This is a genomic window from Streptomyces spectabilis (assembly GCF_008704795.1).
Lineage (GTDB): Bacteria > Actinomycetota > Actinomycetes > Streptomycetales > Streptomycetaceae > Streptomyces > Streptomyces spectabilis.
On the sequence record NZ_CP023690.1, the window covers coordinates 6,117,369 to 6,140,012 of the forward strand.

Consider the following 22,644-nt stretch of genomic DNA (forward strand, 5'->3'; position numbering starts at 1 on the left):
GCATGAGCGGGCGCCCGGGAGGGGAGGGGGCGCGCGAGAGCCCCGCGGAGGACCTGCGACGATGGGGGGCGTGGCAGGCAGAACTGGCAAGCAGACCGTGCGGAACATGCTGCTCTCGATGGCCGTCATCGGCATGGTCGTGGCAGCGATCTACGTCTTCATCCCGCACGACGAGTCCGAGGACCCGGTCGAGCGGGTCGACTACCGCGTCGAGCTCCTGACCGCCCGGCGAGCGGCGGCGTACCCCGTGGCGGCCCCCAAGGGCCTGCCCGCGTCCTGGAAGCCGACATCGGTCCGGTACAACGGCGCAGCCCACGACAGCTGGCACCTGGGCTTCCTCGACCCGGCCGGCGAGTACGTGGCCGTCAAGCAGTCCACCGGCAAGCCCTCCGAGTTCATCGACGAGGCCACGCAGAAGGCCCGCAAGACGGACGCGACGGAGAAGATCGCGGGCAAGACCTGGCAGCGCTACAAGGGCACGCGCTACGACGCGCTCGTGCTCCAGGACAAGGGCGCCACGACCGTGGTCCTCGGGACGGCCCCGTTCGACCAGCTGTCGACGATGGCGGAGTCCCTGGAGATGAAGCGGACGCCCGTGGAGCCGGTGAAGGCGGGCTGACCCGCGCGGTTCTCGACCCTGTGATGCCCAGAGGCCCCCGGCGCGTGCCGGGGGCCTCTGGCGTGCGGCACGGGGTCCGTGCCGCGGGGGCGTCGCTCGCTCAGACGGTCGTGATGACCTGGTCGTACTCGAGGCGCGGGGAGCGCGGGAACCAGGCGTCCTCGCCCGGCTTGCCGATGTTGACGACCATCAGCGGGGTGTGGTCGTCGTCCAGGAACTCCTTCTGCACGCCCGCGAAGTCGAGCCCGGTCATCGGGCCCGCCGCGAGGCCCGCGGCGCGGATGCCGACGATGAAGTAGGCGGCCTGCAGCGCGGCGTTCAGCCCCGCGGCCTGCTCACGGGCCGGGCGCTCGGCGAAGAAGACGTCCTTGGCCTGCGGGAAGTGCGGGAAGAGCGCCGGCAGCTCCTCGTGGAACTCGTTGTCCGCCGAGAGGATCGCGACGAGCGGGGCCGTCAGGGTCTTCGGGCGGTTGCCCTCGGCCATGTGCTGCACGAGCCGCTCACGGGCCTCCGGCGAACGCACCAGGGTCACGCGCAGCGGCGACTGGTTGAACGCGGTCGGGCCGAACTTGACCAGGTCGTAGATGGCCTGGATCTGCTCGTCGGTGACGGGCTCGTCGGTGAAGGTGTTGGCGGTGCGGGCCTCGCGGAAGAGCAGGTCCTGGGCGGCGGGGTCAAGAACGAGGGACATCTGTTCAGCCTTCTCAATCTCAAAGCGTCGTCGCACGGCGGCGGGCCGTACGTCATGGGGCGGGGACGTGAGGATGACCTTACTCCAGTGAGGTTCAACCTTCAACTAAACTCGGGGCGAGGTGAGCTACGCAACATCCGGGTGGCTCTCGCGGGCTCTCGCAGGTCGTCGCGCGGGCTCCGGCGGGCCCCTGGAGGCGGGGCCTCAGTCCTCGTCGGCCAGCGCGGCGTCAAGGCGGGCGCGGGCGCCCTCGAGCCAGCGCCGGCACACTGCCGCCAGCTCCTCGCCCCGCTCCCACAGGGCCAGGGACTCCTCAAGGGAGGTGCCTCCGGCCTCCAGGCGGCGGACCACCTCGATGAGCTCGTCCCGCGCCTGCTCGTAGCCGAGCGCGCCCGCCGTACCGGCGGTTTCGTCCGTCTTGCTGGTCATGCGCCCACCCTAGATGTCGACCCGTACGGGGAATGAGCCTTCGGCGACCCGCGCGCGCAGCGCCTCGCCGCCCGTCACCTCGTCCGCGGCCCGGACGACGGCGCCGTCCTCCTTCTGGAGCACCGCGTACCCCCGCTGGAGCGTGGCCTTGGGGGAGAGCGCCACCACGCGCGCGTGCGTGTGGGCCAGCTCCGACTCCGCGCGGTCCAGGAGGTGCCCGAGCGTGCGCCGGGCCCGGTCCGCGTACGCCGTGATCTGCTCCTCGCGCTCCTCGACCATGCGGTGCGGCCGCTCCATGCACGGCCGGGCCAGGGCGTGCGCCAGGCCCCGCTCCTCGCGCTCCAGGAGCGCCGTCACGCCGCGCCGCGCCCGCTCCCGCAGGAACGCGATCCGCTCCAGCTCCTCGCCCACGTCCGGTACGACCTTCTTCGCGGCGTCGGTCGGCGTCGAGGCGCGCAGGTCCGCCACGTGGTCGAGCAGGGGGTTGTCCGGCTCGTGGCCGATCGCCGACACGACCGGCGTACGGCACGCGGCGACCGTCCGCACCAGCTGTTCGTCCGAGAACGGCAGCAGGTCCTCCACGCTGCCGCCGCCGCGCGCCACGATGATCACGTCGACCTCGGCCAGCTCGTCGAGCTCCTTGACGGCCTGCACCACCTGCGGCACCGCGTGCACGCCCTGCACCGGCACGTTGCGCACCTCGAAGCGGACCGCGGGCCAGCGGTGGCGGGCGTTCTCCAGGACGTCGCGCTCGGCGGCGGAGGCGCGGCCGCAGACCAGGCCGATGAGCTGCGGCAGGAACGGCAGCGGGCGCTTGCGGTCGGCCGCGAACAGGCCCTCCCCGGCGAGCGCCTTCTTCAGCTGCTCCAGGCGGGCGAGCAGCTCCCCGACCCCGACCGGCCTTATCTCCGCGGCCCGCAGGGAGAGCTGGCCGCGCGGCGCGTACCACTCCGGCTTGGCGTGCACGACGACGCGGGCGCCCTCGGACACGACGTCCGCGACCGCGTCGAACACCTGGCGGTAGCACGTGACGCTCACCGAGATGTCGTGGGACGGGTCGCGCAGCGTCATGAAGACCACGCCCGCGCCGGGGCGCCGGGACAGCTGCGTGATCTGCCCCTCGACCCACACGGCGCCGAGCCGGTCGATCCAGCCGCCGATGAGGCGCGACACCTCGCCTACGGGGAGGGGGGTGTCGGCGGACGTGTTCAGACCCATGCCGTGAGACTAGCCGTCGGGGCGGACAGTGCCGCCGCTCCGCGGCGGCCGGGGCTTCTCCGCCGCTCCGTGGCGGGACCTTCTCCCACCCGCCCGCCCATGACTCCTCGGCTTCGCCTGCCCGGGCCCCATCCCCGCCGCTCCGCGGCGGACTTCCTCTCCGGGAACTCCTCGGCTACCCGTCCTCCTCCGCCCCCCTCCGGACCCCCTGCACCCACAGCACCACCAACCCCACCGCCAACCAGATCCCGCCCACCACCTGCGCGGAGCCCGAGGCCTCTGCGATGACCGCGATGACGATCGCCGTGCCCAGGACGGGGATGAGGACGTGCCGCCACCAGCTCACCGTGGAGCCCCGGCGCCGCACCACGAACCAGCCGATCACGCTCGCGTGCAGCAGGGCGAAGGCCGTCAGGGCGCCGATGTCGACGACCGAGACCAGGTGGTTCATGCCGTCGTCGCGGCGGGCGGCCCACACGGCGGCGATCAGCGTCACGGTCGCCGCGCACAGTAGGGCCACGCGCGGAGTGCCGGACTCCGTACGGGACAGGAGCCGTGGCAGGCGCCGCCCCCGGCTCATCGCGAAGAGCAGCCGGCCCGCCGCGGCCTGCCCGGCGAGGGCCGCGAACGCCGCGCCGACGGCCTTGCTCACCGCCACCAGGTCGTGCAGCCAGGAACCGACGGAGGCGTCCACGGCGGAGTAGAACGCCGAACCCTGGTCGTCGGGGTGCGCGGCCAGGTCGGCGGACGACACCGGGGTCAGGAGCGCCGCCAGGTACGTCTGCGCCACGAACAGGACGCCCGTCAGGGCCAGGCAGAACAGGACCGCCCGCGCCACCTTCGCCGAGCCCCCGGTGACCTCCTCCGCGAACGAGGCGATCGCGTCGAAGCCCAGATAGGACAGGACCGCCACGGACACCGCGCCCACCACCGCGGAGAGCGCGAACGCGCCCTGCGTACCGTCACCCGAAAGCGGCGACAGCCAGCCCCGCTCCGCGCCGTCGCGCGCGAGGACCACGATCGCGGAGACCACGAACACCACCAGGACCACGATCTCCATGGCGAGGATCGCGAAGCCGACCCGCGCGGCGGGACGTACGCCCCACAGGTTCAGGGCGGTCGTCACGACCACCGCGATCGCCGTCCACACCCACCGGGACACCTCCGGCACCAGCTCGTGCATGGCGATCCCGGAGAAGAGGTACGCCACGGCCGGGATCAGCAGGTAGTCCAGCATCGCCATCCAGCCCGCGACGAACCCCGCGCCGTTGCCGAGGCCCGCGCGCGCGTACGCGAAGACCGAGCCCGCCTGGGGCACCACGCGCACCATCTGGGCGTAGCTGAAGGCGGTGAACGCCATGGCGACCGTCGCGACGACGTACACCAGGGCCACCGCGCCGTGCGACTTGGCGTCCAGCGTGCCGAAGACGCCGACGGGGGCCATCGGGGCGATGAAGAGGAGGCCGTAGACGACGAGGTCGCGGAAGCCGAGGGTGCGCCGCAGGCCCTCGCCCTCCGCTGCGGGCGGGCCGGGCTCCCGGCCCCCGTCGGACGGCGGGTGCGCATTCGTGCTGTGGGCGGACATCGTGCCTCCGGGTGCCTGACGCTGATCGCACACTTGGCCCCCAGTCTCCCCACACAGGCGATCTTTGACCTCTCGTACGCGGCCTTACGATGGGCCTATGACTGCAACGCCTGGCTCCCGCCGTGTCCTGCTCGCCGCTCCCCGTGGCTACTGCGCGGGCGTGGACCGTGCCGTGATCGCCGTCGAGAAGGCCCTGGAGCAGTACGGGGCCCCGATCTATGTCCGCCACGAGATCGTCCACAACAAGTACGTCGTGCAGACCCTGGAGAAGAAGGGCGCGATCTTCGTCGACCAGGTGGACGAGGTGCCCGAGGGCTCCATCGTGATGTTCTCGGCGCACGGCGTAGCGCCGACCGTGCACGAGGAGGCCGCCGAGCGGAAGCTCGCCACGATCGACGCGACCTGCCCGCTGGTGACCAAGGTCCACAAGGAAGCGGTCCGGTTCGCCAAGGAGGACTTCGACATCCTCCTGATCGGCCACGAGGGGCACGAGGAAGTCATCGGCACGTCCGGCGAGGCGCCCGACCACATCACGCTGGTCGACGGCCCCGACGACGTCGCGAACGTCGAGGTCCGCGACCCGGACCGGGTCGTCTGGCTCTCCCAGACCACGCTCTCCGTCGACGAGACGATGGAGACGGTCGGCGCCCTGAAGAACAAGTTCCCGAACCTGCTCTCGCCGCCCAGCGACGACATCTGCTACGCCACGCAGAACCGCCAGATCGCGGTCAAGAAGCTCGCCGAGGACGCCGACCTCGTCATCGTCGTCGGCTCCAAGAACTCCTCGAACTCGATCCGCATGGTCGAGGTCGCCCTGGAGGCGGGCGTACCCGCCTCGCACCTGGTGGACAACGCGGGCGAGATCGACGAGGCCTGGCTGGAGGGCGTGACCACGGTCGGCCTCACCTCGGGTGCGTCCGTCCCGGACGTCCTGGTGGACGGCGTCCTGGAGTGGCTGGCCGAGCGCGGGTACGCGGACGTGGAGACGGTGAAGACGGCCGACGAGTCGATCACCTTCTCGCTGCCCAAGGAGCTGCGCCGGGACCTGCGCACGGAGGCCGCGGAGCTGTCCGGGAAGAAGTGACCGCGCCGTCCGGGAAGCGGTGACCACCGGGTCACCGCCGGTCCGGCGTCGTACCGTGGGGCCATGCAGATCTTCGGTGTGGACATCGGCGGATCAGGGATCAAGGGCGCTCCCGTGGACCTGGGCCGCGGAGACCTGGCACAGGAGCGGCACAAGGTGCTCACGCCGCACCCGGCCACGCCCGAGGGCGTGGTGGAGCGCGTGTGCGAGGTCGTCGAGCACTTCGGCTGGTCGGGACCGGTCGGCGCCACCTTCCCCGGTGTCATCACCGGCGGCACGGCCCGCACGGCGGCCAACGTCGACAAGAGCTGGATCGGCACGGACATCCGCGGCCTGATCTCCGAGCGGCTCGGCGGGGCCCCGGTCACCGTCCTGAACGACGCGGACGCGGCGGGCGTCGCCGAGATGCACTTCGGCGCGGGCCGCGACCGCACCGGCACGGTCATCCTGCTCACCCTCGGCACGGGCATCGGCAGCGCCGTCTTCACCGGCGGCCACCTCGTGCCGAACACGGAGCTCGGCCATCTCGAGCTGCACGGCCACGACGCGGAGAAGCGCGCCTCGTCCAAGGCCCGCGAGGACGAGGACCTGACCTGGGAGCACTGGGCGCACCGCGTACAGAAGTACCTGGCGCACGTGGAGATGCTGTTCTCGCCCGAGCTGTTCATCATCGGCGGCGGCGTCAGCCGCAAGGCCCACAAGTTCCTGCCCCTGATCAAGGGCATCGAGGCCGAGGTGACCCCGGCGAAGCTGCAGAACAACGCCGGGATCGTAGGCGCCGCCATGGCCGCGAGGGCCACCGCCTAGGGCTTGGGCGGCCCCTCGCGCTGCGCGCTCGTCCTCAAACGCCGGACGGGCTGATCCTGTCCCGCTCGGCGGGCCGTGGGGCGCGGCCGCCCGGGCGCGGCGGGCGCTGTTCCTTGCGCTGCGCGCGCCGGCGCCCCATCAGACGCAGCTTGCGCACGGTCACGATCACTCCGGCGACCAGCGTGCCGCCGTACAGCCAGCCCGCGTGCAGGGCCAGCGAGGTGAGCAGGCCCATGAACTGGCCGCCGAAGCCGCCCGCGCCCTCGGCGATGGGCAGCACCCCGGCCGCGAAGGCGATCGGCACGACGACGGGCGCGGTGACCAGGTCGGCGGGCCGCACCCACAGCGCGGTGAGCGCGCTGACCGGCAGGAACAGCACTCCGTACGCGACCAGCGAGCTGCCGAAGAGCAGCCGCAGCAGGCAGGCGAGCAGCAGCATGACGACGGCGGCGAACAGGCCGCTGCCGAGGCCGGTCAGACGCGGGTTCGGCATGCGGCGCAGCTTGCGGTACAGCGGCATCCGGTTCAGGGCGCGGTAGACCGGCGTCCGGCGCAGGACCCGGGTGAGCGGGGAGGAGGGGCCGGGCGGCCGGGAGGCGGCCCGGTAGACCGTCGCCGACTCCGCGGGGCCGGTGGGGCCGACGGGGCCGGTGGGGCTGCTCTGCCCGGGCAGGGGCGCGGCGGGGCGCGGCCTGGCGCGCGGGGGCGGGTCCTGTGTTGCTCCACCGCACCAACCTAGGTCGCGCCGGGGGCGGAACCGGGACTGGGACACGCCTTTTGGCCGACCTTGGTCCGGCGTTCGACGCGGGGGCGGTACGCGGGCGGGGCACGGGGCGCGGCACACCGTAGACTGGTGGATCGTGCCCCAGGCAGTGCGGGGCCGGTGAGGGACCACCGCGGGCCCCGGACGGAGCCCCCGGACGACGGGGACGGCGAGCGCAGCAGCCGACCGGCGGTCCGCCCACGCGGCCCTCACACAGCCCCAGCCAAGACCCCACTCCTCACGTACGGGAAGTCGCAACGTGTCGCTCACGATCGGAATCGTCGGTCTGCCCAACGTCGGCAAGTCGACCCTGTTCAACGCCCTGACCAAGAACGACGTCCTTGCGGCCAACTACCCGTTCGCGACGATCGAGCCGAACGTGGGCGTGGTCGGCGTCCCGGACACCCGCCTCGACAAGCTCGCCGAGATCTTCGGCTCCCAGAAGATCCTCCCCGCCACGGTCGACTTCGTCGACATCGCGGGCATCGTGCGAGGCGCCAGCGAGGGCGAGGGCCTGGGCAACAAGTTCCTGGCGAACATCCGCGAGTCCGACGCGATCTGCCAGGTCATCCGCGCCTTCGCGGACGAGAACGTCGTGCACGTCGACGGCAAGGTCTCGCCCAAGGACGACATCGAGACGATCAACACCGAGCTGATCCTCGCCGACCTCCAGACCATCGAGAAGGTCCTGCCGCGCCTCCAGAAGGAGTCGCGCATCAAGAAGGACATCGCCCCGAAGGTGGCGGCGGTCGAGGCGGCCAAGGAGATCCTGGAGAAGGGCGACACCCTGTTCTCCGCGGGCATCGTCCAGGGCTCCGGCAACGAGGAGCTCCTGCACGACCTGCACCTCCTCACCACCAAGCCCTTCCTCTACGTCTTCAACGTCGACGAGGACGAGCTGACCGACGACGCCTTCAAGGCCGAGCAGCGCGCCCTGGTCGCCCCCGCCGAGGCGATCTTCCTCAACGCCAAGCTGGAGGCCGACCTCGCCGAGCTGGACGAGGACGACGCCCTGGAGCTCCTCCAGTCCGTCGGCGCCGAGGAGCCCGGCCTCGCCACCCTCGCCCGCGTCGGCTTCGACACCCTGGGCCTCCAGACCTATCTGACGGCGGGCCCGAAGGAGTCCCGCGCCTGGACCATCAAGAAGGGCGCGACGGCCCCCGAGGCGGCCGGTGTCATCCACACCGACTTCCAGAAGGGCTTCATCAAGGCCGAGGTCATCTCCTTCGCCGACCTGGTCGAAACGGGCTCGGTCGCCGACGCCCGCTCCGCGGGCAAGGCCCGCATGGAGGGCAAGGACTACGTGATGCAGGACGGCGACGTGGTGGAGTTCCGCTTCAACGTCTGATCCGCTCACGCGAAAGGGGCCGGGTTCTGGTGAACCCGGCCCCTTTCGCGTGGTGCCGTACGGCGTCAGCGCTCGCGTGAGGGGGTGAGCTTGTCGAGGTCGAGGCCGATCTCGAAAGGGAGCTCCCGTTGGAGGGTGTGGCGGAAGATGCCGGCCGGGGCGTAGGCGCCGGTCGGTTCGTCGAGTTCGTAGACGTGGACGACGGGCGCCCCGTCCTCGTCCTCGACGCACCAGTAGTGCGGGATGCCTGCCTCGGCGTACTTGCGGAGCTTGACGGTGCGGTCCCGGTGGGCGGATTCGGGGGAGACGACCTCGACGACGAGACGGACCTCTTCCGGCGCGAACCAGGTGCGATCGCCTTCGAAGTCGGCCGTCGTCGCCAGGAGGTCGGGCTCGGGGCGGTTGCGAGCGTCGAGCTTGATGGTCATGGTCTGCGCGACCTCCACTCCTTCCGGGGCCTGCCGCATGAGGGCTGCCGTCAGGGCTGTGACGATGCGACTGTGCCAGGACCTCTGCGGCGCCAGCATGAAGACGAGGGCTCCGTCGATCAGCTCGGTGTGGCGCGGGGCTTCCGGGAGGTGGTCCAGGTCCTCCGCGAACCAGCCCTCCGCGCGTGGCGGTCGCATCCAGTCAGGTAGGCCGGGCATGCCGCCACCGTAGCGAGTGGTGGTTGACGCCCCGTCCCCTCGTCCCCACCGTGTTCCGGTATGGGTGATGACGATCTCTGTTTCCTGGACGCGGTGGAGCTCGCTCGGATGGTGCGGGCGGGGGAGGTGTCCGCCCGGGAGGTGGTGGGGGCGTGTTTGGGGCGGGTAGCGCGGGTCAACGATCTCGTGAACGCCGTGGTCACGGTGGACGGGGAGGGGGCGCTCGCGGCGGCCGCGGCGGCGGACGAGCGGCTGGTCGGGGGTGGCGACGTGGGGCCGTTGCACGGGCTGCCGGTGGCGTTCAAGGACACGCATCTGACGCGGGGGATGCGGACGACGCTGGGGTCGAGGGTGTTCGCCACGTGGGTGCCCGACGAGGACGAGCTGGTGGTGGCGCGGATGCGGGCGGCGGGGGCCGTGGGCTTCGGCAAGACCAACGTGCCGGAGTTCGGGGCCGGGTCGCACACCTTCAACGCCGTGTTCGGCGCGACCCGCAATCCGTACGACCTCGGGCGGTCCGCGGGCGGCAGCAGCGGGGGAGCGGCGGCCGCGCTCGCGGCGGGGCTCCAGCCGCTCGCGGACGGCAGCGACATGGGCGGCTCGCTGCGCAATCCGGCCTCGTTCTGCAACGTCGTGGGGCTGCGGCCGACCCCCGGGCGCGTCCCCTCGTACCCGACGGCGAACGTGTGGAACAGCCTGACCGTGCCGGGGCCCATGGGGCGCACGGTCGCCGATGTGGCGCTGCTGCTGTCCGCCGTCGCGGGGCCGGATCCACGCTGTCCGCTGTCGCTCGACACCCCGCCCGCCGCGTCGTTCCGGGCGCCGCTGGAGCGCGACACCGGAGGGCTGCGGGTCGCGTGGGCGCCGGACCTGGGGGGACGGGTGCCGGTCGACCCCGACGTACGGGACGTACTGGACCGCCAGGGCGCGGTGTTCGAGGCGCTGGGCTGGCGGGTCGAGGAGGACTGCCCGGATCTGGACGGGGCCGACGCCGTGTTCCGGACGCTGCGCGCGCAGGCCTTCCTGCTCGGGCTCGGGCCGCTGCTCGACGAGCACCGCGAGCTGCTCAAGGAGAGCGTGGTCCGGAACATCGAGGAGGGCCGGAAGCTGACCGGCGCCGACCTCGCGGCGGCCACGGCCGAGCACACCCGCATCCTGCTCGCCGCCGTCGGGTTCTTCGAGCGGTACGACGTCCTCGTCGCGCCGGTGAGCCAGGTCGCGCCGTTCCCGGTGGAGTGGGAGTACCCGCGCGTGGTGGACGGGCGGGCGCAGGAGACGTACATCGACTGGATGCGGTCGGCGTCGTACGTGTCACTGCTCGGCGGGCCCGCCCTCGCCGTGCCCGCCGGGTTCACGGCGGCCGGGCTCCCGGTCGGGGTCCAGATCGTGGGCCCGCCCCGGGCCGAGCGGGCCGTCCTGGAAGCGGGGGCCGCCTTCGAGGCCGCGACGGGGTGGGGGCGTCGGCGGCCCGCCGTGTGAGCAGCGGTGCGGCCCCCGCCCGGAGGGGGCGGGGGCCGCGGCCGGTCGGGGGGGCCTAGCCGAGGACGAGCAGGGTGGCGAGGCCGGGGCCGAAGGCGCCGCCGAGCTGGTAGCTGAGGGCGAACAGGCCGATCGCGGTGGGGCGCTGGGCCTCCGTGGTGGCGGACGAGGCGTGCACCGAGAGCGTCGCGTTGGCGCCCGTCGCGGTGAAGGCCGCCGCGCCGGCCGCGAGCAGGAGCAGCGGGCCCGAGGTCGCGAGGGCGGCGGTGACGACGGCCGCTGTGCCCACCGAGATCAGGACGGCGCGGACCGCCGTGCGACCGATGCGGGCCGAGGCCGCGGCCAGGAGCCAGGAGGCGGCGGACGCGACGAGCAGGGTCACCATCTGCCCGGTGCCGATCGCGCCCTTCGACCAGCCCGCCCGGTCCTGCAGCAGGCTCGGCACGGTGAACAGGAGCGTGAAGTACGAGGTGGAGAGGGTGGCGCCGAGCACCGCGGAGATCACGAAGAGCGGGGAGCGCAGGAGGCGCGCCGGTACGAAGCCCTCGGGGCGGCGGCGGATGTGCAGGGCGAGGAGCAGCGCGGAGACCAGGGCGGCGGCGAGGGCCGGGAGCGGCGTGGTGGGCAGCAGGATCAGGGAGGTGGCGAGGGTGATGAGCAGCGCGGCACCGCGGGCGTCGAAGCGGCCCTGGGCGGGCGGCGCCTGACGTGCGTACCGGGCGACCGCCGGGACCGCGAGGACCGCGACGGACGACACCGCGAGCGCGAGCCGCCACGACACCGCGTCGGTGAGCGTCGCGCCGAGCAGCGGTCCGGCGGCGCCGAGGACGCCGAAGCCGGAGCTGATCACGCCCATGCGGCGGGCGTCGCCCGCGAGGCTCATCGCGATGGCGACCAGGCCCGCGCCGCCGAGGGACTGCGCGGCGCGGCCCACCAGGGCCACGGGCAGCCAGGGCGCGGCGGCGACGAGCGCGGTGCCGCCGAGGACGAGGGCCGTGCTCAGCCGAAGGACCGTGGCGAGGCCGCGGCGGCGCAGGAGTCCGGCGAGCAGGGGGGTGCCCGCGGCCATGGCCCAGGCGAAGGCGGTCACCAGCCAGGTCGCCGTGGCGGTGGGGACGCCGAGGGAGCGCGCCATGTCCGGCAGGATCAGCACCGGCGCGTTGGCCCCGGCGGCGACGGGCGCGGCGAGCAGCGCCAGCCAGCCGATGGGGACCCGGCCGGAGCGGGCGGGAGCGGTGGCCTCGGTGGCGGCGGCGCTCGGGACGGCCTTGCCGACGACGGTGGCGGTGGACATGGGAACCCCCTGAAGTGAATGGTGTGCGGCGGCCGGGCGTCAGACCGTGGTGACGACGTCGTCGTAGGGCAGGCGGGGCGAGCGCGGGAACCAGGCGTCCGGACCGGGCCTGCCGATGTTGACGACCATCAGCGGCTCGTGGTCGTCGTCCAGGAACTCCGCGCGCAGGCCCGCCGCGTCGTACCCGGTCATCGGGCCGGCGGCGAGGCCGGCGGCGCGCACGCCGACGATGAAGTACGCGGCCTGGAGGGCGCCGTTGAGCGCGGCGGACCGCTCGCGCACCGCGCGTTCGGAGAAGTACGTGGTGCCGGCGTCGGGCGCGTGCGGCACCAGGCGCGGCATCTCCTCGTGGAACTCGTGGTCCGTGGCGAGGATGGCGACGAGCGGGGCGGCGGCGGTCTTGGCGCGGTTGCCCTCGTCCATGTGCTTCAGGAGCCGCTCGCGGCCCTGCGGGGTGCGGACGAGCACCACGCGCAGCGGCGACTGGTTGAAGGCCGTCGGGCCGTACTTGACCAGGTCGTAGACGGCCTGGATCTGCTCGTCGGTGACGGGCTCGGCGGTGAAGGTGTTGGCCGTGCGGGCCTCGCGGAAGAGCAGGTCCTGGGCCTCGGGGCCGAGGGTGAGGGCGGTCTTGGCGGTGGTGGACATCGGCGTGCTGCTCCTTGGGTCTCTTCGCGTTCGTTCTCTTTGCGTACGTTCTCTTCGTGTTCGCTCTCTTCGCCCTCGCCTTCTGAGCAGTGAGAGTTTCAACGTTGAGATAAAAGCACGCGGGTTCGTTCAGCGTCAAGTGTCTTAACATTGAGAAGACGTCCGTTGAGAGAGCTGAAGCGAAGGAGAGTGGGTCCGCATGAGCGATGCCGTGGACGCCATCGTGGGGCAGTGGGAGAAGGAGCGGCCCGAGCTGGTCGACGCCCTGTGGCCGGTGCAACTGATCGCCCGGGTGCAGCGCATGCACCGGGTGCTCGACCGGGAGGCGAAGGCGTTCGGTGCCCTGCACGGGGTGGAGACCGGCGAGTTCGACGTCCTCACCACGCTGCGCCGCTCGGGACCGCCGTACGCCCTGACGGCGGGTGCCTTCCTCAAGGCCGCCATGGTGACCTCCGGTGCGATCACCAACCGCATCGACCGCATGGAGGCCAAGGGCCTGGTCGAGCGCGTCCGGGACGGCGGCGACCGGCGCACCGTCAAGATCCGGCTCACCGAGCGCGGCAAGGAGCTCACGGACACGCTGATGGTCGAGCACCTGCAGAACTACGACCGGCTCGTCGAGGGCCTCGACCGCGAGGAGATCGAGCGCGCCGCCGAGCTGCTCCGCAAGTTCCTGGAGCTGCACGGGGACACGTCGATCACATAGCCGATGGCGCGCGGGTCCGGCGCCGTGGCGGGGCGCCGCCGGGTTCGCGCCGGACGCGGGGCGTCGCCGGATTCGCGCCGGACGTGGGGGCCGCCGGGCGTCTCCGGGGCCATCTCAGAAGGGCGGACGGGCCTCAAGGGGCCCGTCTGTCGCTGCTTTTCGGCCATGACCCGCACATGGCAATCGTGTTACGTCCGAACCCCACCCTTGTGCGACCCCTGGGTATCCGCCAACCTTTCGTCGGCGACAGAGAGTTGAACGCTGATCAACTCGGCGTAGGCATGGCGCCACTACATTGTCATGCCCCTGTCGCATCCCCCACAGGCGCACCACCGATCGAGGAGGACCCCTCAGATGGCAGTGACGCGTCACAGTCGACGAAGACTGACAGGTGCCGGAACCCTCGCGCTGACCGCCGCCACGGCGGTCGCCCTGGGCGTCGTGTCCGCCCTCCCCGCGGCCGCCGAGGCCAAGGGCGCGGACGGCACGATCCAGTACGCGGGCGCCCCGGGCGCCGTCGCGAACAGCTACATCGTCACGCTCGACGAGGACGCCGCGAAGGCGGATTCGGCCAAGGGCCGCGCGCTCGTGAAGAAGCACGGCGCGGAGATCGAGCGGACGTACAAGAAGGTGCTCAACGGCTACGAGGTCGAGGCCTCGCGGGCCGAGGCGGAGAAGCTCGCCGCGGACCCCGCCGTCGCCTCCGTCGTGCAGAACCGCACCTACACGGTCGCCGCGACCCAGCCCAACCCGCCGTCGTGGGGCTTGGACCGCATCGACCAGCGCAATCTCCCCCTCGATCAGAAGTACACGTATCCGGACAAGGCCGGTGAGGGCGCCACCGTCTACGTCATCGACACCGGCGTCCGGAAGAGCCACCAGGACTTCGGCGGCCGCGCCGCCGACGGCTACGACGCCGTCGACAACGACAACGTCGCGCAGGACGGCCACGGCCACGGCACGCACGTCGCCGGCACCGTCGGCGGCACCGCGCACGGCGTCGCCAAGAAGGCGAAGATCGTCGGCGTGCGCGTGCTCAACAACCAGGGCTCGGGCACCACCGCCCAGGTCGTCGCGGGCATCGACTGGGTGACCAAGAACGCGGTCAAGCCCGCCGTCGCCAACATGAGCCTCGGCGGCCCGGCCGACAGCGCGCTCGACACGGCCGTGCGCAACTCCGTCGCGGCGGGCATCACCTACGCCGTCGCGGCGGGCAACGAGTCCACCAACGCCTCGACCCGCTCGCCCGCCCGCGTCACCGAGGCCATCACCGTCGGCGCCACCACCAACACCGACGCCAAGGCCAGCTACTCCAACTTCGGCACGGTCCTCGACCTGTTCGCCCCGGGCTCGGGCATCACGTCGGCGTGGAACACCAGCGACACGGCGACCAGCACCCTCAACGGCACGTCGATGGCCTCGCCGCACGTGGCGGGCGCCGCCGCCCTGTACGTCGCCGAGAACCCGTCGGCGACCCCGGCCCAGGTCTCCCAGGCCCTGGTCGGCGCGGCAACGCCGAACGTCGTCGGCAGCCCCGGCACCGGCTCGCCCAACCGCCTGCTCTACGTGGGCGGCGGCGGCACCAACCCGCCGGGGCCGAAGTTCGAGAACGGCGCGGACTTCTCCATCACCGACAACTCCTCCGTGGAGTCCCCCATCACCGTCTCCGGCGTCCCGGGCAACGCCCCGTCGACGCTGAGCGTGCCGGTCGCCATCAAGCACACGTACGTCGGTGACCTGAAGATCGAGCTCGTCGCCCCCGACACCACGGCCTACGTCCTCAAGGACTACGGCGTGGGCGGCAGTTCGGACGACATCAACACCTCGTACACGGTCAACGCCTCGTCCGAGACCGCCAACGGCACCTGGAAGCTCCGGGTGTCCGACAACGCGGCCCAGGACGTGGGCACGCTCGACAGCTGGGGCCTGCAGTTCTGAGCCCCCTGCCCGCGGCAGTGACATGAGTGTCAGTGACCTGAGCGTCAGTGACATGAGTGGTGAGTGACCTCGTCCCCGCGGCGCGGTTCCGGGTCCGCCCCGGCCGCCCGTGGGGACGAGGCGCGTCCGCGCCCGGACGGCCGGGGCGCGGCCGGGTCGGCCAGGAAGGTGACCATAAGGGCCTTTTGTCTGCTTCCGTGATAGTTCTGTGGCGTGGTCATCCGCGCGCTCCTGGCCGCCCTCTGCCTGCTCAACGCAGCGCTCGCCGTGCTCGTCGCCGCACCACTGCCCCGTGTCCCCGCCCTCGTGGCCCTCGCCGTCGCGGTCACCTCCTGGAGCCTCGTCCTCGTGCCGCCCGCGCTGCTCGGCCTCGCGGCCGCCGCGTGCGCGGGGCGGCGGTGCCCGTGGTGGGCGGGTGCCGCCGCCCTCACCGCGTTCGCCGCCCTGGTGTACGGGGTGATGCCGTACGCGGCCGCGTACCGCACCGCCGAGCGCCACGGCACCACGCTGGACCTCGGCGCGTACGTCGGCGGCGGGGTCAACTACGCCAAGACGCCCGACCGCGGGCGCGGCATCACCTACGCGCGCCCCGGCGGCGAGCGCGTCAGACTCGACCTGTGGACGCTGCCCAAGCGCCCCGCGGTGCGCAGGCCCGCCGTGGTCTGGGTGCACGGCGGCGGCTGGAACAAGGGCCACCGCAGCCAGTCGCCCCGCTGGAACCGCTGGCTCAACGACCGCGGCTGGTCGGTCTTCGACATCGACTACCGCCTCGCGCCCGGCGTCACCCAGCTCGACCAGATCCGTGACGTACGGTGCGCGGTGCACTGGGTGCGGCGGCACGCGCGTACCTACGGAGTGGACCCCGAGCGCCTGGTCCTGGCGGGCAGTTCCGCCGGGGGCAACCTGGCGCTCGCCGCGGCCTACGCGCGGGCGCCCTCCTCGCACGCCCCAGGCGCATGGCGTGCGGCGGGTACGAAGAGTGAGCGCCACACGCGGTCGATGTGCGCGATGCGTGACAGTGCCGTGGCCGGGGTGGTCTCGCTCTACGGGCCCACCGACATGCGGCGCCTCATCGAACGGACCGTCCTGCGCGCCGATCCGCTGATGCCGCGCCTGATGGGCGGTTCGGCGGCCGGTGCCCCCGAGCGCTACCGGCTCGGCTCGCCCGCGCGCCTCGTCCACCGCCGGGTGCCGCCCACGCTGCTCCTGCACGGCGGCGCGGACCGGGCCGTTCCGGTCGCGCAGGCGCGTGACCTGGCACGACGCCTGGCCGCCGCCGGGGCCCGGGCGTCGTACGTGGAGCTGCCGTGGGCGGACCACTGCTTCGACGTCAACTGGGGCGGGTGGGCGAGCCAGGTCGCGCGGGCCGCGCTCGGGCGCTTCCTGGACGGGATCGCGGGGCGGCCGTCCGGCCCTGGCGGCTTCACCCTGCGGACAGATGGGCGTCAACTCCCCGTTCAGGGTAGATAGTTGAGGGATATAGCGCTGGGGGAGCGCGGCGTAAAGCCCTGCGGACCGGGAAATCATCACTTCGGGTGAATCCTTGGTCTAGGGTTGCGGCCAACAACCCACGGTTGCCACGCTGTTGCTGTCTGTCAACCTGATGGGAGTGGCCAGTGACTTTCGGTGAGCAGCCTGCGTATCTGCGCGTCGCGGGTGATCTCCGCAAGAAGATCGCCGACGGTTCGCTGCCTCCGCACACCCGTCTCCCCTCGCAGGCCAGGATCCGCGAGGAGTACGGCGTCTCGGACACGGTCGCCCTCGAAGCCCGCAAGGTCCTCATGGCCGAGGGGCTCGTCGAGGGGCGCTCGGGCTCCGGCACCTATGTGCGCGAGCGCCCCGTCCCGCGCCGCATCGCGCGCACGGGATTCCGCGGCCCCGGCGCCTCCTCGCCCTTTCGTCAGGAGCAGGCCGCCGACGGTACCCGCGGCACCTGGGAGTCCCGCAGCGAGCAGGCCGAGGCGAACGGCGCCGTCGCGGAGCGGCTCGGCATCCGCGTTGGCGACCGCGTGATGTGCACCAAGTACGTCTTCCGGGACGCGGGCGAGGTGATGATGCTCTCCACCTCCTGGGAGCCGCTCGCCGTCACAGGACGCACCCCCGTGATGCTCCCGGAGGAGGGCCCCCTGGGCGGCTGCGGCGTCGTCGACCGGATGGCCGCCATCGACGTGGTCGTGGACAACGTGGCCGAGGAGGTCGGCGCCCGGCCGGGTCTCGCCGAGGAGCTCCTCGCGCTCGGCGGGGTGCCCGGCCACGTCGTCCTCGTCGTCCAGCGCACGTACTACGCCTCGGGGCGCCCCGTGGAGACCGCCGACATCGTGGTGCCCGCCGACCGGTACCGCGTCTCGTATCACCTGCCCGTCCGCTGACCGCTCGCTCGGCGTGCGGGCGGCGGCGCTGGATTCTGGCCGTTCTCGCGGCCCGACTCGCCCTGGCCCGTTGCCCGTTCGCCCGGCGGGCGGCTCGGCGCGGTACCGCCTGGCCCGTCCTCGCGTCGACACCGAGCCCGCCGGTGGGCGGGGCGCACGACGGCGGGGCGCCTGGGTCAACGGGGCGCAAAGGGAGCTGAGTTAGGGCTCGTCGCGGCCGGTTGTGGCCGATCGAGGGGGCGTATCCGCGAGGATGCGCCCCCTCAGTGCTGGCCGATTGCGTATCTCTTTGTGCAAAGTCGTATCCGCTGCGTAAAGGTCGGGCGTAAGCTCGGGCATATGCGGAATGCGGTTTCCTTACTGATCGAGGCGTGGGGTGCGCCGGGGGTGGGGAGCGGAGGGACGGCATGAACGACGGGACGGTCATACTTCCCTGGCTCGTGATACGGCAAGACGACAACGGCAACCGCTACCGCGTCGGAAGGTACGCGACCAAGGCCGAGGCCCAGAAGATCGCCGACAGCCTGGATGACCGCGGGCACCGACAGCTGTACTGGATCGAGCGCCTGAACCAGAACGGCGGGCGGTGACGCGTCGGGCGTAGGCTCCGGCGCATGACTGAGCGGATCGTGGTGGTCGGCGCCGCGCTGTACGACGGTGAGGGCCGCCTTCTGGCCGCGCGCCGCAGCGCGCCCGAGGAACTCGCCGGGCGCTGGGAGCTGCCCGGCGGCAAGGTCGAGCCCGGCGAGCGCGACGAGGACGCCCTCGTGCGCGAGCTCAAGGAGGAACTGGGCGTCGAGGCGGAGGTCGTCGACCGCGTGCCGGGGGAGTTCCCGCTCGGGCGCGGCTATGTGATGCGCGTGTGGCGGGCCCGGCTGCTCGCGGGCGAGCCGCGGCCGCTCCAGGACCACGACGCGCTGCGCTGGCTGGAGCCCGAGGCGCTGTGGACGGTGGAGTGGCTGGCGGCAGACGTGCCGGCCGTCCGCGCGCTGGGCCCTGCGGGCCAGGGCGAGCGGTAGACCCGCGCCGCTGCCGCGGCGGGGAATTTCCCACCCACCCGCCCACGACCACCCGGCTCCGCCTGTGCGGCCCCGGCGCGGAGCGCTGCGGCTGGATGGGTGGGCGGGCGGCGCGGGACGGGGCGTCGGGGTGGGCAGGGCGTGGCCGGCGAGGGCCCGGCGCTCCTCTGTGCGGCGCGGGGCGGCAAGGGGCGCGCGAGGTTCGTCAAGGCGGAGTTCCGCTTCCTGTACGCCGTTCGTGCCACAGTGCCACCTTGAACACGGTAATCCCACCGGGATATCGGGTATGTGCCCATTAACCCCATGAAACCGGACATGGATCCGTCGCTCGGCTGGGAAGTGATCGGCGTGCTCGACACCGAAGGCGACTGCGCCGAGTGGGACTTTCCCGCGGACCCGGGCGCCGTCCGCACCGCCCGCGCGGTCGTCCGGAAGCAACTGGGCGACTGGGACCTCGCCCCTCTGGGCGACGTCGCCGTCCTGCTCGTCAGCGAGCTGGTGACCAATTCCCTGCGATACGCCTCGGGGCCCATCGGCGTCCGGCTCGTCCGCCCGAAGGGCCCGCTGGACACGCTCCTCGTCGAGGTCTCCGACCCCGTGCCCGACCCGCCGCGCGAGCGCGTCGCCGCCCTCGACGACGAGGGCGGCAGGGGAATCCAGCTGGTGGCCAGGTCCTCGAGCCGCTGGGGCACCCGCCCGGGACGTACGGGAACAGCGGGGAAGACGGTGTGGTTCGAGCTGGCGCTGCCCGGTTAGAAGACAGAGAGCGTCGGTACGTACAAGTGCACGGGCCGGACGCAAGGCGGTCACGGGCCAAAAAGCGGTAAGTGCGTGCTGTGATCGTGAACGGCGTGTGGCACGGCCCCGTAGTGCTGGATACTGCGGGCAGCCACATTCGGTGACCGGTGCCGGATGCGGTGAGCTGGAGGGGACGGTTCGCGTGAGCGAGATACCAGCGAAGGCGACGGGTTCGACGCGGTCGGCGGCGCGGGCGGGGCGGGCAGCCTCATCGGCGGCCGCGGGCCCTGCCGGGCCCGCGGCGTCGAGCGCGGGCGACGGTGCGCGTACCACCGCAGGTGGCGGCGTGGACCATGGCCGGCTCGGCGCGGCGGCCGAGCGCGGCCGCGGCCCCGCGGGCGCGGCCGGACCCGAGCGCTCCGAAGGCGGCGCGGGCCGGGCCCCGGACGCCGCGGACGACGTCCCGGCGACGGGCACGGGCGGCGGCCTGCCGAGCCGGGTCCCGGGCGGCGGCGCGCGCCCCGACCCCGGCCGTGGCGTAGGGCGCGACGCGTCCGGGACGGTAGGTACCGGTGCGGCGCAAGGCGTAGCCGGGGCACGGGACGCCGTCGACGCGCGTCGCCACGGCGCGGGCCGTCCGCGCCCCCGCGTCGAGGACCGGCCCCTCACCCCGGGCGACATCATCTGGCAGAACAGCCCGCCCGGCTCCCTCTACGACTACATCAAGGTGGCGTCGTTCTCGATCGGCCCGGACGGGCTCGTCGACCAGTGGAGCGGCCGGGCCGAGCGGCTGTTCGGCGTGCCCGCGCGGGACGCCGTCGGCAAGGACCCGATCGAGGCGTTCGTACCGCCGGAGCTGCGTCCGCGCGGCCACCGGAAGATGGCGGAGATCCTCGACGGCCGGGAGTGGACGGGGTCGGTCCCCTTCCGGCTGCCCGAGTCGGCCGCACCCCTGCCCGAGCCCGCCGACCCGCTGGCCGGGCCCGCCGGACCCTCGACCGAGCCGCCCGCGCCCGGCGCCCCCGTCCGCGAGGGCGTCGCCGAGGTCTATGTCATGCCCGCCAGGACGGCGGACGGCGAGCGGTCCGCCGTGTGCATCGTCGTCGACGTCCGGGCGCTCCGGCAGATCGAGACCGACCTCGCCGCCTCGCAGTCCATTTTCGGTCAATCCCCCTTCGGATTCCTCCTGTTCGGCACGGACCTCACGGTGCAGCGCGCCAACCGCCGCTTCGCGGCCGTCTTCGGGGGCGCCGCCGAGGACCACCGCGGCCGCACCGTCCACGACTATCTGCCGCGCAACGAGGCCGACCGCCTGCAGGCCGCCCTGCGCCGCGTCCTGGAGACCGGCGAGGCCGTCACCGACATGCAGATCGTCGGGCCCGCGCCGGGCAGCAGCGAGCGCCGCCACTGGTCGATCAACCTCTACCGCGTGCACAGCGGTTCGGGCCGCCCCATCGGCATCGCGGGCCTCGGCAACGACGTGACCAGCCGCCACGTCGCCGCCCGCGAGGCCGCCCACGCCCGCCGCAACCTCGCCCTCCTGAACGAGGCGGGCGTCCGCATCGGCAACTCCCTCGACCTGGAGACCACCGCCCGCGAACTCCTCGACGTCGCCGTCCCCGGCTTCTGCGACCTGGCGTCCGTCGACCTCTACCAGGGCCTCCTCGACGGCGACGAGACACCGCCGGGGCTCGCCGACGGCAGCGCCGAGCTGCGCCGCGTCGCCTTCGCCAGCGCCGTGGCCGACGCGCCCTTCCCCGAGGGCACGGGCCCCATCGACGTCGGCTCCGTGCACCGCTTCCCGTTCACCTCGCCCTGTGCCGACGCGCTGCGCACCGCACGGGCGCGCCTGATCGCCGCCGGCGACGACTGCGGTCCGACCCGCCTCACCGGCGGCCTCATCCAGTCCACGCTCGCCGTCCCGATGGTCGCCCACGACACCGTCGTGGGCCTCGCCCAGTTCTCCCGTACGAAGGGCAGCGAGCCGTTCGGCGAACGCGACCGCGCGCTCGCCGGGGAGCTCGCCGCGCGCGCCGCCGTCTGCATCGACAACGCCCGCCTCTACCGCCGCGAACACGAGCGCGCCCTGATCCTCCAGCGCTCCCTGCTGCCGCCCGGCGACCCGGAGGCGGCCGGGCTCGACATCGCCTGCCGCTATCTGCCGGGCAACGCGGCCACCGAGGTCGGCGGCGACTGGTTCGACGTCATCGAACTGCCCGGCCACCGCACCGCCCTCGTCGTCGGCGACGTCATGGGCCGCGGTCTGCGCGCCGCCGTCACCATGGGCGAACTGCGCTCCGCCGTGCGGACGCTGGCCCTGCTCGACCTGGAGCCCGCCGAGGTGCTCTCCGCGCTCGACGAGATCGCCCGCGGCCTCGGCAATCCGTCGGGCCCCCGGCGCACCACCGCCCGGGGCGCCCGCGACACCGACGACCTCGCCGAGGTGTACCTCGCCACCTGCGTGTACGCCGTGTACGACGCCGTCACCCGGCGCGTCACCATCGCCAACGCGGGCCATCTGCCGCCCGTCCTCGTCGAACCCGACGAGAGCGCGCTCATGCTCGACGTACCTCCCGGCATGCCGCTCGGCGTCGGCGGCGAACCCTTCGAGGAGGTCGAGGTCGACCTGCCCGAAGGCGCCCTGCTCGCCCTCTACACGGACGGCCTCGTCGAGTCCCGCGACCATCCGCTCGACGAGGGCCTGAACGCGTTCGTCGGCGCCCTCACCGACCGCGGACAGGCCCTGGAGGACATCTGCGACCACGTCCTCAGCACCCTCGACACGCACCACGGCGAGGACGACATCGCCCTGCTCATGGCACGGGTGCAGGGGCTGCCCGCCGAGCACGTCGGCGACTGGACTCTGCCGCGTGAGCCGCGCTCGGTGGGCCACGCCCGCGAGCTGGCGTGCGCGCGCCTGCGGGAGTGGGGCCTCGACCCGCTCGTCGACACCGCCGAACTCCTCGTCAGCGAACTCGTCACCAACGCCCTGCGGTACGGCGAGGGCGAGATCCGGCTGCGGCTGCTCCTCGACCGCACGCTGGTGTGCGAGGTGTGGGACGCGGGCCTGGTCCAGCCGCGCCGCCGCCGCGCCCGCGACACCGACGAGGGCGGGCGCGGACTCCAGCTCGTCGGCCTGCTGAGCGCGGCCTGGGGCTCACGCCGCACGCCGCGGGGCAAGACGGTCTGGTTCGAACTGGCGCTGCCGGACGGGGACACGCCGCCGATGGACGCGGCGGAGGCGCTGATGAGCCTGTTCTGA

Annotated in this window: 21 protein-coding genes; 13 read left to right on the plus strand and 8 right to left on the minus strand. The window is 73.0% G+C overall.

What is annotated here, in order from left to right; all coding sequences use genetic code 11:
• The first annotated feature begins 70 nt into the window (after positions 1–70).
• Positions 71–619, plus strand: a complete 549-nt coding sequence (locus tag CP982_RS26945; protein WP_150512840.1) for a DUF4245 domain-containing protein — start codon at positions 71–73, stop codon at positions 617–619.
• Positions 620–719: 100 nt separating this feature from the next.
• Here CP982_RS26945 and CP982_RS26950 read toward each other — a convergent pair whose 3' ends face one another.
• From CP982_RS26950 to CP982_RS26965, 4 genes are all read right to left on the minus strand, one after another.
• Positions 720–1,310 carry a malonic semialdehyde reductase gene (locus CP982_RS26950; RefSeq protein WP_150512841.1) on the minus strand — a complete coding sequence of 197 codons (591 nt, stop codon included), beginning with the start codon at positions 1,308–1,310 and terminating at the stop codon, positions 720–722.
• Positions 1,311–1,514: 204 nt separating this feature from the next.
• Positions 1,515–1,739 (minus strand): exodeoxyribonuclease VII small subunit, encoded by a 225-nt coding sequence (locus tag CP982_RS26955; protein ID WP_030668228.1) that lies wholly within the window; start codon positions 1,737–1,739, stop codon positions 1,515–1,517.
• A gap of 9 nt (positions 1,740–1,748) precedes the next feature.
• Complete coding sequence (gene xseA / locus CP982_RS26960) at positions 1,749–2,957, minus strand: exodeoxyribonuclease VII large subunit (RefSeq protein WP_150512842.1); 1,209 nt, start codon at positions 2,955–2,957, stop codon at positions 1,749–1,751.
• 175 nt (positions 2,958–3,132) lie between these two features.
• The gene (locus CP982_RS26965) at positions 3,133–4,542 is read right to left on the minus strand and encodes an APC family permease (RefSeq protein WP_150512843.1); all 1,410 of its coding nucleotides are present in this window, start codon (positions 4,540–4,542) and stop codon (positions 3,133–3,135) included.
• A gap of 97 nt (positions 4,543–4,639) precedes the next feature.
• Here CP982_RS26965 and CP982_RS26970 point away from each other — a divergent pair, with 97 nt between their 5' ends.
• Both CP982_RS26970 and ppgK read left to right on the plus strand, forming a co-directional pair.
• Positions 4,640–5,626, plus strand: coding sequence for a 4-hydroxy-3-methylbut-2-enyl diphosphate reductase (locus CP982_RS26970; RefSeq protein WP_150512844.1), 987 nt, complete (start codon positions 4,640–4,642; stop codon positions 5,624–5,626).
• Between the two features lie 63 nt (positions 5,627–5,689).
• A complete protein-coding gene (ppgK, locus tag CP982_RS26975; protein WP_150512845.1) occupies positions 5,690–6,433 on the plus strand; it encodes a polyphosphate--glucose phosphotransferase in 744 nt (247 codons plus the stop codon).
• Between the two features lie 34 nt (positions 6,434–6,467).
• Here ppgK and CP982_RS26980 read toward each other — a convergent pair whose 3' ends face one another.
• Positions 6,468–7,205 (minus strand): DUF6542 domain-containing protein, encoded by a 738-nt coding sequence (locus CP982_RS26980; protein WP_425329810.1) that lies wholly within the window; start codon positions 7,203–7,205, stop codon positions 6,468–6,470.
• Between the two features lie 250 nt (positions 7,206–7,455).
• On the opposite strand from CP982_RS26980, the gene ychF reads away from it, so the two are divergent.
• Positions 7,456–8,544, plus strand: coding sequence for a redox-regulated ATPase YchF (gene ychF / locus CP982_RS26985; RefSeq protein WP_144320727.1), 1,089 nt, complete (start codon positions 7,456–7,458; stop codon positions 8,542–8,544).
• A gap of 65 nt (positions 8,545–8,609) precedes the next feature.
• Here the strand turns inward: ychF and CP982_RS26990 are convergent, their stop codons facing one another.
• Positions 8,610–9,191, minus strand: a complete 582-nt coding sequence (locus CP982_RS26990; RefSeq protein WP_150512846.1) for a Uma2 family endonuclease — start codon at positions 9,189–9,191, stop codon at positions 8,610–8,612.
• A 60-nt stretch (positions 9,192–9,251) separates the two neighbouring features.
• Between CP982_RS26990 and CP982_RS26995 the strand changes: the two genes are divergently transcribed.
• Positions 9,252–10,670: an amidase gene (locus CP982_RS26995; protein WP_150512847.1), complete on the plus strand. Its 1,419-nt coding sequence runs from the start codon at positions 9,252–9,254 to the stop codon at positions 10,668–10,670.
• Between the two features lie 55 nt (positions 10,671–10,725).
• Here the strand turns inward: CP982_RS26995 and CP982_RS27000 are convergent, their stop codons facing one another.
• Together CP982_RS27000 and CP982_RS27005 are read right to left on the minus strand one after the other, a co-directional pair.
• Positions 10,726–11,964: an MFS transporter gene (locus CP982_RS27000; RefSeq protein ID WP_150512848.1), complete on the minus strand. Its 1,239-nt coding sequence runs from the start codon at positions 11,962–11,964 to the stop codon at positions 10,726–10,728.
• A gap of 39 nt (positions 11,965–12,003) precedes the next feature.
• Positions 12,004–12,612: a malonic semialdehyde reductase gene (locus tag CP982_RS27005; protein ID WP_150512849.1), complete on the minus strand. Its 609-nt coding sequence runs from the start codon at positions 12,610–12,612 to the stop codon at positions 12,004–12,006.
• 199 nt (positions 12,613–12,811) lie between these two features.
• On the opposite strand from CP982_RS27005, the gene CP982_RS27010 reads away from it, so the two are divergent.
• The 8 genes from CP982_RS27010 (at position 12,812) to CP982_RS27045 (ending at position 22,644) form a co-directional block, all read left to right on the plus strand.
• Entirely contained in the window at positions 12,812–13,318 is a 507-nt protein-coding gene (locus CP982_RS27010) for a MarR family winged helix-turn-helix transcriptional regulator (protein WP_150512850.1), read from the plus strand.
• Positions 13,319–13,672: 354 nt separating this feature from the next.
• Entirely contained in the window at positions 13,673–15,256 is a 1,584-nt protein-coding gene (locus CP982_RS27015; protein WP_150512851.1) for a S8 family peptidase, read from the plus strand.
• Between the two features lie 213 nt (positions 15,257–15,469).
• Positions 15,470–16,726 (plus strand): alpha/beta hydrolase, encoded by a 1,257-nt coding sequence (locus CP982_RS27020; protein ID WP_150512852.1) that lies wholly within the window; start codon positions 15,470–15,472, stop codon positions 16,724–16,726.
• 146 nt (positions 16,727–16,872) lie between these two features.
• A complete protein-coding gene (locus CP982_RS27025) occupies positions 16,873–17,625 on the plus strand; it encodes a GntR family transcriptional regulator (protein ID WP_144320735.1) in 753 nt (250 codons plus the stop codon).
• A 407-nt stretch (positions 17,626–18,032) separates the two neighbouring features.
• Positions 18,033–18,215 (plus strand): SPOR domain-containing protein, encoded by a 183-nt coding sequence (locus tag CP982_RS27030; RefSeq protein WP_150512853.1) that lies wholly within the window; start codon positions 18,033–18,035, stop codon positions 18,213–18,215.
• A 24-nt stretch (positions 18,216–18,239) separates the two neighbouring features.
• Positions 18,240–18,644 carry a (deoxy)nucleoside triphosphate pyrophosphohydrolase gene (locus CP982_RS27035; RefSeq protein WP_150512854.1) on the plus strand — a complete coding sequence of 135 codons (405 nt, stop codon included), beginning with the start codon at positions 18,240–18,242 and terminating at the stop codon, positions 18,642–18,644.
• Positions 18,645–18,947: 303 nt separating this feature from the next.
• A complete protein-coding gene (locus CP982_RS27040; RefSeq protein ID WP_245004352.1) occupies positions 18,948–19,400 on the plus strand; it encodes an ATP-binding protein in 453 nt (150 codons plus the stop codon).
• Positions 19,401–19,869: 469 nt separating this feature from the next.
• Complete coding sequence (locus tag CP982_RS27045; protein WP_221515259.1) at positions 19,870–22,644, plus strand: SpoIIE family protein phosphatase; 2,775 nt, start codon at positions 19,870–19,872, stop codon at positions 22,642–22,644.

Coding starts and splice junctions, on each gene's coding strand:
- CP982_RS26950 (WP_150512841.1), bottom strand. CDS start 1,310: ATGTCCCTCGTTCTTGACCCCGCCGCCCAGGACCTGCTCTTCCGCGAG.
- CP982_RS26955 (WP_030668228.1), bottom strand. CDS start 1,739: ATGACCAGCAAGACGGACGAAACCGCCGGTACGGCGGGCGCGCTCGGC.
- xseA (WP_150512842.1), bottom strand. CDS start 2,957: ATGGGTCTGAACACGTCCGCCGACACCCCCCTCCCCGTAGGCGAGGTG.
- CP982_RS26965 (WP_150512843.1), bottom strand. CDS start 4,542: ATGTCCGCCCACAGCACGAATGCGCACCCGCCGTCCGACGGGGGCCGG.
- CP982_RS26970 (WP_150512844.1), top strand. CDS start 4,640: ATGACTGCAACGCCTGGCTCCCGCCGTGTCCTGCTCGCCGCTCCCCGT.
- ppgK (WP_150512845.1), top strand. CDS start 5,690: ATGCAGATCTTCGGTGTGGACATCGGCGGATCAGGGATCAAGGGCGCT.
- CP982_RS26990 (WP_150512846.1), bottom strand. CDS start 9,191: ATGCCCGGCCTACCTGACTGGATGCGACCGCCACGCGCGGAGGGCTGG.
- CP982_RS26995 (WP_150512847.1), top strand. CDS start 9,252: ATGGGTGATGACGATCTCTGTTTCCTGGACGCGGTGGAGCTCGCTCGG.
- CP982_RS27000 (WP_150512848.1), bottom strand. CDS start 11,964: ATGTCCACCGCCACCGTCGTCGGCAAGGCCGTCCCGAGCGCCGCCGCC.
- CP982_RS27005 (WP_150512849.1), bottom strand. CDS start 12,612: ATGTCCACCACCGCCAAGACCGCCCTCACCCTCGGCCCCGAGGCCCAG.
- CP982_RS27010 (WP_150512850.1), top strand. CDS start 12,812: ATGAGCGATGCCGTGGACGCCATCGTGGGGCAGTGGGAGAAGGAGCGG.
- CP982_RS27015 (WP_150512851.1), top strand. CDS start 13,673: ATGGCAGTGACGCGTCACAGTCGACGAAGACTGACAGGTGCCGGAACC.
- CP982_RS27030 (WP_150512853.1), top strand. CDS start 18,033: ATGAACGACGGGACGGTCATACTTCCCTGGCTCGTGATACGGCAAGAC.
- CP982_RS27035 (WP_150512854.1), top strand. CDS start 18,240: ATGACTGAGCGGATCGTGGTGGTCGGCGCCGCGCTGTACGACGGTGAG.
- CP982_RS27040 (WP_245004352.1), top strand. CDS start 18,948: ATGAAACCGGACATGGATCCGTCGCTCGGCTGGGAAGTGATCGGCGTG.